Origin of the sequence: Pseudomonas sp. MWU12-2037, assembly GCF_023242345.1 — a bacterium.
Taxonomy (GTDB): domain Bacteria; phylum Pseudomonadota; class Gammaproteobacteria; order Pseudomonadales; family Pseudomonadaceae; genus Aquipseudomonas; species Aquipseudomonas gingeri_D.
The window spans coordinates 129,951-144,470 of sequence record NZ_JALLIZ010000008.1 but is presented as its reverse complement, the minus strand read 5'-3'; the positions used below and the strand labels follow the sequence as shown (position 1 = coordinate 144,470).

Annotated in this window: 13 protein-coding genes; 4 read left to right on the top strand and 9 right to left on the bottom strand. The window is 62.1% G+C overall.

All coding sequences use genetic code 11. The features are described from left to right. Positions 1 to 75: 75 nt before the first annotated feature. Genes M5B42_RS16645 through M5B42_RS16630 form a run of 4 tightly spaced genes read right to left on the bottom strand, consistent with a single transcriptional unit; the run spans position 76 to position 4,662 of the window. Positions 76 to 1,290 (bottom strand): CaiB/BaiF CoA-transferase family protein, encoded by a 1,215-nt coding sequence (locus M5B42_RS16645; protein WP_103499833.1) that lies wholly within the window; start codon positions 1,288 to 1,290, stop codon positions 76 to 78. Further along, positions 1,290 to 2,639: an MmgE/PrpD family protein gene (locus tag M5B42_RS16640; RefSeq protein ID WP_248746456.1), complete on the bottom strand. Its 1,350-nt coding sequence runs from the start codon at positions 2,637 to 2,639 to the stop codon at positions 1,290 to 1,292. The genes M5B42_RS16645 and M5B42_RS16640 overlap by 1 nt, the downstream gene beginning before the upstream one ends. A 10-nt stretch (positions 2,640 to 2,649) precedes the next feature. Beyond that, entirely contained in the window at positions 2,650 to 3,813 is a 1,164-nt protein-coding gene (locus M5B42_RS16635; RefSeq protein WP_248746455.1) for an acyl-CoA dehydrogenase family protein, read from the bottom strand. 21 nt (positions 3,814 to 3,834) lie between these two features. Further along, positions 3,835 to 4,662 (bottom strand): MaoC family dehydratase N-terminal domain-containing protein, encoded by an 828-nt coding sequence (locus tag M5B42_RS16630; RefSeq protein WP_248746454.1) that lies wholly within the window; start codon positions 4,660 to 4,662, stop codon positions 3,835 to 3,837. A 147-nt stretch (positions 4,663 to 4,809) separates the two neighbouring features. On the opposite strand from M5B42_RS16630, the gene M5B42_RS16625 reads away from it, so the two are divergent. Together M5B42_RS16625 and tal are read left to right on the top strand one after the other, a co-directional pair. Then, positions 4,810 to 5,703, top strand: a complete 894-nt coding sequence (locus M5B42_RS16625) for a LysR family transcriptional regulator (RefSeq protein ID WP_248746453.1) — start codon at positions 4,810 to 4,812, stop codon at positions 5,701 to 5,703. A 132-nt stretch (positions 5,704 to 5,835) separates the two neighbouring features. After that, positions 5,836 to 6,756: a transaldolase gene (gene tal / locus M5B42_RS16620; RefSeq protein WP_103496114.1), complete on the top strand. Its 921-nt coding sequence runs from the start codon at positions 5,836 to 5,838 to the stop codon at positions 6,754 to 6,756. Positions 6,757 to 6,936: 180 nt separating this feature from the next. Here the strand turns inward: tal and M5B42_RS16615 are convergent, their stop codons facing one another. Further along, complete coding sequence (locus tag M5B42_RS16615; protein WP_248746452.1) at positions 6,937 to 7,143, bottom strand: co-regulatory protein PtrA N-terminal domain-containing protein; 207 nt, start codon at positions 7,141 to 7,143, stop codon at positions 6,937 to 6,939. A 204-nt stretch (positions 7,144 to 7,347) separates the two neighbouring features. Here M5B42_RS16615 and M5B42_RS16610 point away from each other — a divergent pair, with 204 nt between their 5' ends. Then, the gene (locus tag M5B42_RS16610; protein ID WP_152738726.1) at positions 7,348 to 8,244 is read left to right on the top strand and encodes a LysR family transcriptional regulator; all 897 of its coding nucleotides are present in this window, start codon (positions 7,348 to 7,350) and stop codon (positions 8,242 to 8,244) included. Between the two features lie 3 nt (positions 8,245 to 8,247). Here the strand turns inward: M5B42_RS16610 and M5B42_RS16605 are convergent, their stop codons facing one another. The 4 genes from M5B42_RS16605 to M5B42_RS16590 form a co-directional block, all read right to left on the bottom strand. After that, entirely contained in the window at positions 8,248 to 9,483 is a 1,236-nt protein-coding gene (locus tag M5B42_RS16605; RefSeq protein WP_248746451.1) for an HD-GYP domain-containing protein, read from the bottom strand. Positions 9,484 to 9,536: 53 nt separating this feature from the next. Further along, on the bottom strand, positions 9,537 to 11,159 hold the full coding sequence (locus M5B42_RS16600) for a methyl-accepting chemotaxis protein (RefSeq protein ID WP_248746450.1): 1,623 nt from the start codon (positions 11,157 to 11,159) through the stop codon (positions 9,537 to 9,539). Positions 11,160 to 11,251: 92 nt separating this feature from the next. Further along, positions 11,252 to 11,965 carry a hypothetical protein gene (locus M5B42_RS16595; protein ID WP_248746449.1) on the bottom strand — a complete coding sequence of 238 codons (714 nt, stop codon included), beginning with the start codon at positions 11,963 to 11,965 and terminating at the stop codon, positions 11,252 to 11,254. A 243-nt stretch (positions 11,966 to 12,208) separates the two neighbouring features. Continuing rightward, a complete protein-coding gene (locus M5B42_RS16590; protein ID WP_248746448.1) occupies positions 12,209 to 13,489 on the bottom strand; it encodes an HAD family hydrolase in 1,281 nt (426 codons plus the stop codon). Positions 13,490 to 13,751: 262 nt separating this feature from the next. On the opposite strand from M5B42_RS16590, the gene M5B42_RS16585 reads away from it, so the two are divergent. Continuing rightward, positions 13,752 to 14,519 carry a DeoR/GlpR family DNA-binding transcription regulator gene (locus tag M5B42_RS16585; protein ID WP_248746447.1) on the top strand — a complete coding sequence of 256 codons (768 nt, stop codon included), beginning with the start codon at positions 13,752 to 13,754 and terminating at the stop codon, positions 14,517 to 14,519. Position 14,520: the final 1 nt, after the last annotated feature.

Here is a 14,520-nt window from a genome sequence, read left to right as displayed (position 1 = left end):
CATATTTGTGTACGACGCCAAACTGTAGGAGCAGGGCTTGCCCGCGAAGGGGCCCTTGAGAGCAGCCCATTCTTTTCAAACCACCCCATCCACCCGCAGCCGCTCCACCGCCTCGGCGGAAAAGCCCAACTCACTGAGGATCGCCCCGGTGTGCTCGCCCAACCCCGGCACCGCCTCCATACGCGGCTCAAACGCCGCATTGCGCGCCGGCGGCAGCAACGCCGGGAGTTTCCCCGCCGGACTCCCGACCTCGCGCCAGCCATCCCGGGCCTTGAGCTGCGGGTGGTCCCACACACCCTGCATGTCGTTGACCCGGGCATTGGCGATCTGCGCCTCTTCCAACCGGGCAATCACCTGCTCGGTGCTGAGCCGGGCAAAGCTGTCGACGATGATCTGGCGCAACACCTCACGGTTGGCCGAACGCTTGAAGTTGGCCGAAAAGCGCTCGTCCACCGCCAGCTCGGGGGTCAGCAGCACCCTGTCGCAGAACGCCGCCCACTCACGCTCGTTCTGCAACCCGAGCATCACGGTGCCGCCGTCGCCCGCCGGAAACGGCCCGTAGGGATAAATGGTCGAGTGCGCCGCACCGGCCCGTGGCGGCGGCGGCGCACCGTCGAAGGCGTAATACATCGGGTAGCCCATCCACTCCACCAGGCTTTCCAGCATGCTGACGTCGATGCGGCTGCCCTCCCCGGTTTTCTCCCGCAGCAGCAACGCAGAGAGAATGCCGCTGTAGGCGTACATCCCGGCGGAGATATCGGCGATGGAGCAGCCGGCCTTCGCCAGCTCTTCCTCACCCGGCCCACCGGTCACCGAAAGAAAGCCACCCTCGCTCTGGATCAAAAGGTCGTAGGCCTTTTTCTTCTCATAAGGACCGCCTTCGCCATAACCGGAGATATCGCAGACGATCAGCCGTGGAAAGCGTTCATGCAGCGCCTCGAAGGACAAACCCATTCGCGCGGCAGCCCCCGGCGCGAGGTTCTGCACCAGTACATCGGCCTGCCCCAGCAGATTTTCGAGAATATCGCCGGCCTGCTCCTGCTTGAGGTCCAGGGTCAGGCTTTCCTTGGAACGGTTGGTCCAGACGAAGTGCGAGGCCAGGCCGCGAACACGTTCGTCATAACCACGGGCAAAGTCGCCGCTGCCGGGGCGCTCGATCTTCACCACCCGTGCGCCCAGATCCGCCAGTTGCCGCGTACAGAACGGCGCGGCAATGGCGTGTTCGAGGCTGATCACCGTGATGCCGTCCAAAGGGCGCGGTGCCGGGGTATTGCCTGCTGCCGTATTCATCAGCGCAGCTCCTTCAAGTCAGTGGTGTTACGCAGGTCCCAGACCTGGCGGATCAAACCTTCGGCCTGCTCGGCCGAACGCGCCCCGGAGAACTGCAGCAGACGGCGGAATTTGTCTTCCAGCTCGGCCCGCGACAGGCTGTTGCCAGGATCGCCCTTGGGCTCGTCGATGGCGCCGTACAGGGTGCGCCCGTCAACCGTGGTGACCACCACCCGGCCCAGCCAGCGCTGGGGATAGGCGCCATCGACTTCCGGGTCCAAGGTCATGCTGACCTTCTCGCGAAACGCCGATACGGCCGGATCGGTCAAGGACAGTTGGTGGAACTCTGGCAGCCCGGCCTTGCCATGCACGGCGATCAGGCCCAGCACGGTGCCCATGGAGAACTTGGCCTGATGCACGCTCCGCGGCACCTTGACCCGTCCCAACACATCGATGGCCCCCTGATGCACACGGGTTTCCACATGCCGAATCTGTTCATGACTCAAGCCTTCCTGCCACATCAGCTCCAGCAACGCATCAGCGGCCGGATGGGTGTGGCGACAGGACGCGTGGAACTTGAACGAGGTTTCCACCAGCGCCCAGCGGCTGCCCAGGCGATCGGACAACTTCGCCGGATCGGCATCGCTGGACATCCCGGCGGCCAGCCCCTGGTCACCTTCGAGAATATTGCGCGCCCCGGTCAGGCCATCCGCCGTCAGGTAGGCGGCCAATAGGCCGTCCGCCGCAGCCTTGGCGGTGTGCAACTGCTTGGAATCGGCGGCATCCCGCAGGAACTCCCAGAGCCCGGCGGCCTGGGTGCCGGCGCTGCCCAGCAGATGGCTGAACTGCGCCGGGTCAAAGTCCATCAGCTTGCCCACCGCCACGGCCGCCGCCAGGGTGCCGACGGTGGCCGTGGTGTGGAAGATCCGATAGTGCGAACGCCCGAGGAACTCGCCGATACGAATGCCCGCCTCATAGCCGGCCAGCGAGGCCAGCAACAGCTCGCGGCCGGACTTGCCGAGATCCTGGGCCGCCGCCAGGGCCGCCGGGAACACCACCGTGGCCGGGTGCAGCACGGAACTGTTGTGCAGATCGTCCTGCTCCACCAGATGGGAGGACGCGGCGTTCACCAGGGCGGCGAAGTACGCCGAACTGCCCTGGCCATTGACCAGGATCCGCGCCGGGCCGCTTGCCGGGCCCATCTTGCGGGCATAGGCCTCGAACAACGGAATCGGATGGGCACCCTGGCTGGCCAGGGCCGAGGCCAGCCAATCGAGGAACAGATCTTCGGTACGCTCGAACACCGCTTGCGGTACCTGTTCGTAACGCAGGCCGGCGAGGAATTCGCAGAGGGCTTGGGTATGGCTCATGCGCGGCGCCTCAGAAGCTGCGTGGCAGTTCGAGCAGATGCTCGGCCACGTAGGACAGGATCAGGTTGGTGGAGATCGGCGCCACCTGGTACAGGCGGGTCTCACGGAACTTGCGCTCGACGTCGTATTCACAGGCGAAACCGAAACCGCCATGGGTCTGCAGGCAGGCATTGGCCGCTTCCCAGGACGCCTTGGCCGCCAGGTACTTGGCCATATTGGCGCTGGCCCCGGCGTTCTCGCCGCTGTCGTATTCCTCGCAGGCGCGCCAGCGCATCAGGTCGGCGGCCTCGATCTCGATATGGGCTTCGGCAATCGGGAACTGCACGCCCTGGTTCTGCCCGATGGGGCGGCCGAACACCACCCGGTCGCGGGCATAGGCACTGGCCTTTTCGATAAACCAGCGGCCGTCGCCGATGCACTCGGCGGCGATCAGCGTGCGCTCGGCATTCAGGCCGTCGAGGATGTAGCGAAAGCCCTTGCCTTCCTCGCCGATCAGGCTGTCAGCGGGGATTTCCAGGTTGTCGAAGAACAGCTCGTTGGTCTCGTGGTTGACCATATTGGCGATGGGCTGCACGGTCAGGCCGTTGCCGATGGCCTCGCGCAGGTCCACCAGGAAGATCGACATGCCCTCGGATTTCTTCTGCACCTCGGCCAGGGGCGTGGTCCGGGCCAGCAGGATCATCAGGTCGGAATGCTGGACCCGCGAGATCCAGACCTTCTGCCCATTGATCACGTACTTGTCGCCGCGCTTGACCGCGGTGGTCTTGATCTTGGTGGTGTCGGTGCCGGTGGTGGGCTCGGTGACGCCCATCGATTGCAGGCGCAACTCGCCACTGGCCAGCTTCGGCAGGTAGAAACTTTTCTGCGCCTCGCTGCCGTGGCGCAACAAGGTGAACATGTTGTACATCTGGCCGTGCACCGTGCCGGAGTTGCCGCCGCAGCGGTTCACTTCTTCAAGGATCACCGAGGCTTCGGCCAAGCCCAGGCCGGAGCCGCCGTACTCTTCGGGAATCATTGCCGACAGCCAGCCGGCGTCGGTCAGGGCTTTGACGAAAGCCTCGGGAAAACCCTTCTCTTCATCTATCTTGCGCCAGTAGGCGGCATCGAATTCAGCGCACAAGGCGCGCACGCCTTCGCGAATGGCATTGAGTTCTTCGTTGTTATTCGGATTCATCGGGTGACGGCCTTTTTATTGTTAGTCGAAGTGCACTTCAGCCTGCTGGGCCAGGCCGGCGGCGTTGCCGGCCCAGAGCTGGGCGACCCCGGGACTGAGGATTCGTCCGCCGACCTCGAAGGGTTCTGGTGCGATCAAAGGGCGCACGCCGCGATAGGAAAAACGCCGCGGGGTTGCCTGGGGATTGGCCCGGCAGAACGCCCGCAGGTTCAGGGTGGCGATCATCGGACCGTGCACCACCAGGCCGGAATAGCCTTCGGTGCCGGTGACATAGGGGTAGTCGTAGTGGATGCGGTGGCCGTTGAAGGTCACGGCGCTGTAGCGAAACAGCAGGGTCGGCGTCGGCTCCACGGCTTCGCGCCAGCCGCCCTCGATCAGGGCTTCGCCGCTGCTCTGCTTCGGGGGGGTGGGCTCGCGGTAGACGATGTCCTGTTCTTCGCGAATCGCCAGCCGGCCGTCCTGGGAGTATTCATGCCGCACGGTGACAAACAGCAAGGCACCGCTACGCCCCTGTTTTTCCTCGATATGGCTGATGGTCGACAGCCGGGTGGCATCGTGACCGGCACGCAGGTGCTCGAAGAACTCCAGGCGCCCGCCGGCCCACATACGGTTGCGATTGTCCGCCGGCGGCAGGAAGCCGCCACGGGCCGGGTGACCGTCGCCGCCCAACAGGCTCTCGGCCAGCGGTTCCTGGAAGAAACACCATTGCCACAGCGGCGGCAACGCCTCGCCATGGGCCGGAGCCGGTTCGCCGAAGGTCGCGGCAATACGCTTGAGCAGGTTGCGGCTCAATTGGTCGTGGGCTTCTTCGGTCCGTCCTAGCCAGGCACTCAGATCCGTTGCACTCATGGAAGGTTTTCCCCTTGCCGGTTGTTGTCATGAACCGATGATGCAAGGTGCAGCCCGTTCCGAGAATTTGCATTTCTATAAGCCGGCGTTCAGTTATGCTGAACGCCAACGTCCTACCTGCACGCAGCCCCTGACCGGAGTCGCCCCATGCATTTCGACCTGGCGGATCTACGCCTCTTCATTCATATCGCCGAATCGCCGAGCCTGACCCAGGGCGCCCGGCGCGCCTTCCTCTCCCCGGCTGCCGCCAGCGCGCGGATCAAGGCCCTGGAAGCGCAACTCGACACCCGCCTGCTGTACCGCGACAGCCGTGGCGTGGAAGTCACCCCGGCCGGCCAGCGCTTGCTGCAACATGCGCGGCTGATCATGCGTCAGGTCGACTATCTGAAGAGCGAGTTCACCAGCTACGGCGGCGATTCGGCCGGGCATATCCGTATCTTTGCCAACACCACGGCGGTGACCGAGTTTCTCCCGGAGGTGCTGGCCGGTTTTCTCTCCCAGCGTCCCGGGGTCACGGTGGACCTGCAGGAACGGCTGTCGCGGGATATCGTTCGTGGCGTACTCGACGGCACCACCGACATGGGCATCATCGCCGGTCCCGTGGAAGCCAGCGGCCTGCAGGTGATGCACTTCAGCACCGACCGCCTGGTGCTGATCATGCCGGTGGACCATCCATTGGCGGCGCAGCCGTCGGTGACCCTCGGCCAGACCCTGGCGTTCCAGCATATCGGCCTGCATGAAGGCAGCACCTTGCTAAGCTTTCTGCGCGAGCATGTCGAACGGCTCGGCAAGACCCTGTCGTTGCGTATCCAGGTTTCCAGCTTCGAGGCCATCTGCCGGATGGTCGAGGCCGGCGTGGGCATCGGCATCATTCCCGAGTCCGCCGCCGTGCGGCACAGCCGGACCATGGAACTGGTGACCGTGGCGCTGGACGAGCCCTGGGCGATTCGCGAGCGCAGCATCCTGGTGCGCGAACTCGAAGCCCTGCCCGGGACCATCCGCGCCTTGATCGCCACGCTGATGCCCGGTACGCCAACCTGAACCGCCCGACAGTTTGGGTTGCACAAACCCCTGCTTCGGCGGCATTCTTGATGACATTCGACTGACCGAACTTTTCACCGCAGCCGCACTCAATCAGTGCATGGATCCACGCCCTTCCCGACAGAGACGCTCATGACTTCGAAGCTTGCACAACTCAAGCAATTCACCACCGTGGTCGCGGACACCGGCGACCTCGACGCCATTACCCGCCTGAAGCCGGTCGACGCCACCACCAACCCTTCGCTGCTGCTCAAGGCTGCCGCGCTGCCAGGCTACGCCGACCTGCTCAAGGCCGCCGTGTCCCACGCCAAGGGCGATGTGGGCCTGGCCTGTGACCATTTCGCGGTGTCCGTGGGCAGTGGCATTCTCAAAGTGATTCCAGGGCGGATTTCCACCGAAGTCGACGCACGCCTGTCCTTCGATGAAAGCGCCCTGCTGAGCAAGGCCCACCAGTTGGTCGAGCTGTACGACAAGGTCGGCGTAGGCCGTGACCGCGTACTGATCAAGCTGGCTTCGACCTGGGAAGGCATCCGCGCCGCCGAAAAGCTGGAAAAAGAGGGTATCCAGACCAACCTGACCCTGCTGTTCTCCTTCGCCCAGGCCGCGGCCTGCGCCGATGCCGGGGTGTTCCTGATCTCGCCGTTCGTGGGCCGAATCTACGACTGGTACAAGAAGTCCACCGGCAACGAGTACAGCGGTGCCGACGATCCGGGCGTGCAGTCGGTCACCCGTATCTACAACTACTACAAGTCCAACGACTACAAGACCGTGGTCATGGGTGCCAGCTTCCGCAACCTCAACCAGATCGAACAACTGGCCGGTTGCGACCGCCTGACCATCAGCCCCGACCTGCTGGAAAAGCTGGGCCAGGACGAAGGCCAGCTGGAACGTCGACTGGTGCCGGGGGCCGCCGGTGAACCACGCTTGAACCTGAACGAAGCGCAGTTCCGCTGGGCCTCCAACGAAGACGCCATGGCCACCGAGAAACTGGCCGAGGGTATTCGTCAGTTCGCCCGTGACCAGGAAAAGCTCGAAGCCTTGCTGGCTCACTGATACGCCAATGACAACCCGGGCAGTCGGTTACTCCTCTGCCCGGGGCAACACTCTTTTCGAGTCCTCCTGCCACACGGCTAGTCAGCGACTCGCTTGATGCCTTTTCTTTCCTGACCCGGCCCGCCTCACCAGGCGTCAAACGCCTGTGGGGCGAACCGCTGGGCTGCTCGACCCGCACCGTCAGTTGGTGCGTTCGACGCTATCGGACGCCTGCTTGCCGGCCGCCACGGCCTGGGCCTTTTCAGCCTGCTGGTAATAGGCCATGGACGTATCGCGGGCCGCGTCCATACGGGCCATGACTTTATCACCGCCATCACTGCCTTCGGCCATAGCCGCGACGGAGGCGGTCATCAGGGTTACGATCAACAACGCTTTAAGGGATTTCATCAGTCACTCTCCAATAGTTTGAGTTCGTCAGCACAGTTCCTGCTGACTTGGGCTCATCCTATTGATCGGTGCATTTCAGCCTGTTCCCCGCAGGATGAAATTTTTTACAGGAACATCAATTCGAGACGCGCCATCCCCGGAGCTGGATAAGCTCAAGTCAACGCCCTAGAATCGGCAAAGCATTGATTCTGGAAAAGAGACAATATGGATCGTATCGACTGCATGCGCGCCTTCGTCGCCACCGTCGGCGCCAATGGCTTTGCCGCCGCGGCCCGGGCCATGGATGTGCCGCGCTCGAAAGTCAGCAAGCAGATCCAGGCGCTGGAAGAGGCCATTGGCGTGCAACTGCTGCAACGCACCACCCGCAGCCTGCACCTGACCGAAGCCGGCGCGGAATACTACGAGGCGGCTCGCGAGCTGCTGGCATCCCTGGATGAAACCGAACAACGGGCCCGCGACGGCGTCGGCGAGCTACGCGGCGTACTGCGGGTCAACGCGCCCATGTCCTTCGGCCTGCGGCGGTTGGGGCCGCTGATTCCGCTGTTTCACCAACAGCACCCGAACGTGGAACTGCAACTGGTGCTCAGCGACCAGCAAGTCGACCCGGTGCGCGGCGGCTTCGATGTCACCATCCGCATCGCCAGCCTGCCTGACTCGTCCCTGGTCGCCCGTTTGCTCGCCCCCGCGCCGCGCATCATGGTGGCCTCGCCGGCCTATCTGGCCCGAGCAGGCACACCGCAAACACCCAAGGACCTGACGGCCCACCAATGCCTGAACTACGGCTATCTGCAAAGCGGTGTCAGCCTGCAACTGAGCAATGGCAAGGAAACCCAGCGGGTCAATGTCACCGGCCCCCTGCATGCCAACAATGGCGACCTGCTGGCCCAGGCGGCACAAGCCGGCATGGGCATCGCCCTGCTGCCGGACTTTATCGTCGAGGACGCCCTGGCCGCCGGTACCCTGGTGCCGGTGCTGTGCGAATGGCAAGCTCCGGCGATCAGCATCAATGCGGTCTATCCCTCGGCGCGCCGGGTGCCGCAGAAGACCCGGGCGTTTATCGAATTCCTGGTCAAGGCACTGGCGGTGGAAGTCGCCGCCTGACCCCTAGGCGGTACTGAAGATCGATTGCTTGCCGATGGAAATACCCGACCACAGTTCGTCCAGGTGCTTGAATCCCCACTTCTTGACCGACTCCAGACTGACAATCGAGTCATGTTCGCTGACAACGGCAAGATCGATAACACTCTGGGCAATGGGCATTCGCAGCTTCGCGGAGTAGAACACCTTCACCCGGGGCGTCAGCAATGAATGCTCGTGTTGCTCGATGACGATCCCCAGGCGACCGCTGTGCAGCAGCACCAGGGCACCCACCGGATAGATGCCGATGCAGCGGACGAAGGCATGGAAGATCTGCTCATCGAACTGGCCTTTCCAATCGGCCATTTTTCGAATGGCCTCGGCCGCCGTCCAGGCCGGCTTGCCATGTCGCTCGGAGGTCACCGAGTCGTAGCTGTCACACACCGCGGCCATCCGCGAAAACAGGCTGATCTGCGTGCCGCAGAGCTTGTGCGGATAGCCGCTGCCATCGATTCGCTCGTGATGATGCAGGCAGACATCCACCACCCTCGAGCTGAAATGGTGGGTGTCGAGAATCATCTTCGCGCCGATCTCCGGATGGTGGCGCAGGATATCGAACTCGGCCTCGGTGAGTGGCGAGGTTTTACCGAGCAACTCGGCAGGCACCATCATCTTGCCCACTTCGTGCAGGATGCCCGCCATGCCAGCCTCTTTCACCAGGCCCTCGGGCAGGTTCAGGCGGTAGGCCAGGCTCATCATCAGCGCGCACACCGCCACCGAATGCATATAGGTGTATTCATCGCTGGTCTTGAGCCGGGCCAGGCTGATCAAGGCGTCGGGATGGCGCATCAATGAATCGGAGATTTCCGCGATCAGGTGGGAAATCTGCTCGGGATGAACCGCCCGGCCCATGCGCAGGTCGCCGAACAGGCTCAGTACCGCGGCCTTGGTCCGGGCGCACAGATTCAGCGCATGGATCACTTCGTCGCTCATGGCAATCCGTGGGCGATTGCGTGGCCGCTCCTGCGCCGGAATCGCCAGTGCCTCGAGCTCCGGCGCAGCGGGTTCCTCGACCTCGACATCCAGACCCTTGTCGGTATCTATCCAGAGCGCGGCGAGGCCGGAAGCACGAATCTTTTGCAGATCAGCTTCATCATCCAGCAGAAAGTGACTGCGCCAGAACGGGTGGTCCATCCAGGAGCCACAGAAGGATTGCACATACATGCCGACACGAAGCTCGCTCACCTGTATCTGTCTTAGCATGATGGGCATCCTGGTTTCTTGTCACACTCAAGCGCCTCCCCCCAGGGGCCTGGCTACAGTGAAAACCGCGCAATCAGGTGATTCAGGCCCCCGGCCAGTTTGGACAGTTCGCTGCTGGCAATCGACGTCTGGCTGGCGGCCGACGAACTCTGGATGGACAGATCGCGAATGCTCACCAGGTTGCGATCGACCGACCTGGCCACCTGCGCCTGTTGCTCGGACGCCGTGGCGATCAGCAGGTTCTTGTCATTGATATGGGAAATCGACAAGGTCACTTCCTCGATTGCCAGGCCCGTCTCATGGGCCAGCGAGCGGGTCACCCGGGTTTCTTCGCTGCTGTGGTTCATCGATTCCACGGCCTTCTTCGAGTCGACCTGGATGCCCTTGACCATCTGCTCGATTTCCTGGGTCGACTGCTGGGTCCGATGGGCCAGCGCGCGCACCTCATCCGCCACTACCGCAAAGCCACGGCCCTGCTCGCCGGCCCGTGCGGCCTCGATGGCGGCGTTCAACGCCAGCAGGTTGGTCTGTTCGGCGATGGAGCCGATCACGTCAAGCACCTTGGCAATGTGCAGGGCTTGCCCGGCCAGGCCTTCTATATCGCTCTTGGTCTGTTCGACGCGGCTGCTCAAGCGCTCGATGGAGTCGATGGTCTCGCCCACACGGTCCTGGACGACCCGCGCCGAGCGCTCCGAAGCCTGGGTCGACTCTGAGGCCGAAACGGCATTCCTGGCCACTTCTTCCACGGCCGCGGTCATCTGGTTGACGGCAGTGGCCGCCTGATCGGTTTCGATGCTCTGCTGCTGAATACCCGCCGTCGACTCGTGGGTAATCGCGCTCATCTGCTCCGCCGCGGAAGCCAGTTGCCGGGATGAGTCGGAGATATGTTCGATGGTGTTCTTCAGACTCGAACGCATGGCGGCGGCGACGGTCTGCAAGTCGGTGATTTCATCCCGTCCGCTGATCTCCACCTTGCTCTTCAGGTCGCCGTCGGCGATCTTCTGCATCGACAGGCGCAAGGCATTGATCGGCTGCGCGATGCTGCGGGTAAACAGCAGCGCCACGACGCAGGTGACCACCAGGGCCAGGACAATGAATATCAGCGTCAGCAGGAATGCGCTGTCATAGCTGGCATTCGCCACCTGCCCCGAGCGCTCGGCCCCCTCCTCGTTGAGCTGGATCAGCGCTTGAATCGAAGTCTGCAACTTTTTCGCCGCGTCACTGGTGGTGTCACGAATGAAGTGGGTCATGGTCTCGAAGGACGCGCTCGAACTCATGCTCACCAATCGATCGATCAGATCCTGATAATTGCGCACATTCACGACCACCTGGTCATAAAGTTGTTTTTCCTCGGGACTGGAAACCCGCGAAGCGTATTTTTCGGTTTCCTGGCTCAGGGCAATTTTCAGCGCCTGCAGTTTGTCCAGGGAAGTTTTGCTTTGGCGGTCTTCATCCATGACAAAACGGCGGGCATCGAGCCGGTAGAGCTGCCCGGCATCTTGAACGCGGCTGGCCTGGCGCACACTCGGCAACCAGTTCGCTTGCAACTCCAGGGAGGCATCGTGGATTTCTTTCATACGGTACAGCGAGGTCAGCCCGAGGCTGATCAGCAGCAGACAGATCAGCCCGAAACCGAGCAGGGATCTGGAAGTCAACCTGATGTTCCTTGTTTTCATGAAACTACTCCGAGGCCAGGCTGCTTGAGCGTTCAAATGCGGCGGACGCCATCACTGCACCAGTGTAGTACGTCCCCCGCAAAAGATCGGTCTCAGCGCTCGCGCGGCATCAGGTCCCGATCAACAAGTTTACGAAACTCTATGGACAGGCCTTTGTGCCCATTGCCATCCAGGTTAATCCCCATACTTCCGACATGAGTGATCTGATCTTTCTGGTAAGTCTCACCTGACAATTGATAGACATGCCCTGGCCGAACTTGACAGTGGGCGTATTTTATTTCGAACTGACTTCCTGTTTTTCGACTCATGTCCATAATGATCGGCTGTGCGGGATCAGTGACATCCATCAGTTTGACCACCGTCACCCGATCTGGATCACGAGCTTCCCGGGTTGTCCAATCGCCAGTGCCCTCAAGAACCACCAGCCGGGTAACCGCCGCGGGAGGCGGACTGGTCCTGGGATCCACGCGAATGACGATACCCCTTTGATCCTGATCACCCAGTGTCACCGGGTGGTGTCCCTCATGGGTAAGCGTGTCGCCGAAATACACTCGGCTGAACAGTTCATAACGGCCCCTGGCCTGTCTTTGGCACAACGCGTATTTGACACTGAACAGAACGCCCTTTTGCCGGCTCGTATCCAGCGTCACCGGTTGATCGGGGTGAGTCAGATCGCGCAGGGTCACTACCGTAACAAGATCGGGGCCGGGTACTTTATGAGTGGCCAGGTCGCTGACGTTGGGGATATCGTTCCTGCCCTCAAGCAGGATAAGCGCGGTGTTGCTGACGGGGGCGTCGGTATTCATAAAACGACTCTCGATAAATAGAAAAACCGGTTGATGACCTCACGGCAAGTCACATCACTTGCGTTCGAGAAATCACTGTAACAACGGTCAATCGAGGAAAAGTCGTAGAGGGATAGTGCACGTTGAACGGAATGTTGAAGAGTGCGCAACAACTGACTTGCGACCCTGGACGGCGCCCGGATCAACAACCCAGATAACCGCGCGACTCGCGGGCGACCTTGCGCCACCCGCGAGCCGACGGACTCAGGCCAGCAGCTTGCGCTCGGTCTTGCCGTACTTGATCGATTTCTCGTCCGGGATCATCAGGCCGGTCTGCTCGTCGCGGCCCTGCAGGATGAACCGCGCATCGGCCTTGCCCAACTGCTCGGCGGCCTTCTGGCTGTCGGCACCGATCTCGCCCTTTTTCATGCGGTTGACGATCACGCCCACGGCGGTGTCCTTGAAGTCACGCAGCATCCAGGCATCGCCGTCGCTGTCACCGGCCACCAGCACCGGGCCATAACCCTTCTTCGCCACCAGGATATTCTTGATGCCGATGGTCTTGCCCGGGCCGTAGTTGAAGTGCCAGTCCGGCAGGTAGCGGCTGTCGTACTTGCCGTCGGTCATGGACAGGCGCAGGCCGATCACGTTTTCCGGCGGTACGCCGTAGCCGTAGTTGGGGTTGCCGGCGAACACCCGGACCACATCGTCGATGGACGCGGTGCTGACATAGACGTCGATGCCGTTGGCCCGCAGCGTGTGCATCAAACCACGGATTTCCTCGTGGATACGGATACCGTGGAAGTGCGTATCGGCGACCACCCCGGCCTTGCCCGGCAGGCTGCTCGGGCTCTCGTACTTGACCTTGCGCAGGCCATCACCCAGGTCGTGGTTATTGGACGCCTCGGCCATCGCCTGCAACTCGGCGGTGCTCATGTTCTTGTAGAAGTAGATGATCCATTTGTAGCCGATCTCCACCGGATAGCTGTCGCAGATCGCGTCATACATGAAGTAGAGCTTGGTGAAAAAGTCCTTGAACTGGTCGGTGGCGTGGATTTCTTCCAGGCTCTTGCTGCCGGCCAGGCCCTTGTAGTTGGCGTGCAGCCAGCGGTAGTCGGCTTCGACGTCGGCGGCGATGTCTTCCATGTTCACCGGCTTGCCGTCGACCGTGAGGTAATCCTTCATGAACGGACCGTTGGGTACGTCCTGGCGCAGCACGGCGGCAAACTCGTCGGGGCTGAGTTTGTACTGCAAGTTGTTCATCTGGTAGACCAGCAGCGCCTCTTCGCAGTCGTTCATGATGCAGGTGTTGTCCCAGTCGAACACCGCATACGGACGCTTGTCCGGGTGATAGGACGCACTCTTCACGCCATGCTGGTCAATCACCGCCTGCAGGCGCTTCTGGTTCAACGGCGACCAGCGCGCCGGGTCCAACTCGCTGGGCACGGCCTTGGTCGTCGCGGCCTCGGCAAGGCGGCCGCTCAACAACAAGGGACTGACAACGGAAACGGCGGCAAGGGTGTTCAGAAACTGGCGACGCTGCATGGCATAACTCCTGGAATTAGAAGAATGGTCGCAAACGGAGGCGACGGCGAGTGCGTGTTTCAAGGCAAGGGCGCAGGGGAACCGGCCGCCCGGCAATGAGGCTAACGCCAAATACACATAAATACAACAATGCCACAATATTACACATTTATGGCACATCGACACTTTCTCACCGGTGGTGATGGACCGCCGACTTGACAGCGCTGTCCCGTCTCCCACAATGCGTGCTCGGATACTGATCCCAACAGCAAGGACATGAGGTATGTGGCAAGAAGAGCGTTACCAGCGGATTCGTGCACTGCTGGCAACCTTGCAGCGCGTGACCACCGACCGCATCGTCACGGAACTGAATGTTTCCCGCGAAACAGTGCGGCGTGATCTGGTGGCGCTGGAAGCCCTGGGCGAGCTGAAACGCATCCACGGTGGTGCGATCATGGTCGAGGACGAGGCGCCGATAGCCGAGCGCGCGCATATCAACGTCAAGTTCAAGCGTGACCTGGCCCGGGCCGCGGTGGGTTTGCTCAGCCATGGGCAGACGATCTTTATCGACGCCGGCACCACCACTGAAATTCTCGCCCAGGAACTGGCCAAGCTGGGTGGGCTGACGGTGATTACCAACGCGTTCAACGTCGCGCTGCACCTGCGCGGCAGCGCACCGGGCAGCCTGCATAACGAAGTGATCATCCTCGGCGGTTCCCTCGGTGACCGTTCACCGGCCACGGTGGGCGCAACCACGGTGGCGGAAATCGGTCGCTATCGCGCCGACCTCGCGCTGCTCTCGCCGGTGGGCCTGGACGCCCAGCACGGCGCCAGCAACTACGATCACCGCGAAAGCGAGGTGGCCCGGGCCATGGCCGAGCACGCCGAACGGGTGGTGATCCTTGCCGACTACAGCAAGCTCGGCGTACAAAGCCGTATCAGCTTCTGCCCGCCGGAACGCATCGATGTGCTGGTGACCAATCAGCGGGCCAGCGAAGAAGTGGCGTTCGAGGCACTCAAGGCCCGGTTCAAGGACATCATCCTGGCCTGAG

What these genes read in the sequence shown, in the direction of transcription:
- M5B42_RS16645 (WP_103499833.1), bottom strand. Translation starts at nt 1,290, where the DNA reads ATGAATACGGCAGCAGGCAATACCCCGGCACCGCGCCCTTTGGACGGC.
- M5B42_RS16640 (WP_248746456.1), bottom strand. Translation starts at nt 2,639, where the DNA reads ATGAGCCATACCCAAGCCCTCTGCGAATTCCTCGCCGGCCTGCGTTAC.
- M5B42_RS16635 (WP_248746455.1), bottom strand. Translation starts at nt 3,813, where the DNA reads ATGAATCCGAATAACAACGAAGAACTCAATGCCATTCGCGAAGGCGTG.
- M5B42_RS16630 (WP_248746454.1), bottom strand. Translation starts at nt 4,662, where the DNA reads ATGAGTGCAACGGATCTGAGTGCCTGGCTAGGACGGACCGAAGAAGCC.
- M5B42_RS16625 (WP_248746453.1), top strand. Translation starts at nt 4,810, where the DNA reads ATGCATTTCGACCTGGCGGATCTACGCCTCTTCATTCATATCGCCGAA.
- tal (WP_103496114.1), top strand. Translation starts at nt 5,836, where the DNA reads ATGACTTCGAAGCTTGCACAACTCAAGCAATTCACCACCGTGGTCGCG.
- M5B42_RS16615 (WP_248746452.1), bottom strand. Translation starts at nt 7,143, where the DNA reads ATGAAATCCCTTAAAGCGTTGTTGATCGTAACCCTGATGACCGCCTCC.
- M5B42_RS16610 (WP_152738726.1), top strand. Translation starts at nt 7,348, where the DNA reads ATGGATCGTATCGACTGCATGCGCGCCTTCGTCGCCACCGTCGGCGCC.
- M5B42_RS16605 (WP_248746451.1), bottom strand. Translation starts at nt 9,483, where the DNA reads ATGCTAAGACAGATACAGGTGAGCGAGCTTCGTGTCGGCATGTATGTG.
- M5B42_RS16600 (WP_248746450.1), bottom strand. Translation starts at nt 11,159, where the DNA reads ATGAAAACAAGGAACATCAGGTTGACTTCCAGATCCCTGCTCGGTTTC.
- M5B42_RS16595 (WP_248746449.1), bottom strand. Translation starts at nt 11,965, where the DNA reads ATGAATACCGACGCCCCCGTCAGCAACACCGCGCTTATCCTGCTTGAG.
- M5B42_RS16590 (WP_248746448.1), bottom strand. Translation starts at nt 13,489, where the DNA reads ATGCAGCGTCGCCAGTTTCTGAACACCCTTGCCGCCGTTTCCGTTGTC.
- M5B42_RS16585 (WP_248746447.1), top strand. Translation starts at nt 13,752, where the DNA reads ATGTGGCAAGAAGAGCGTTACCAGCGGATTCGTGCACTGCTGGCAACC.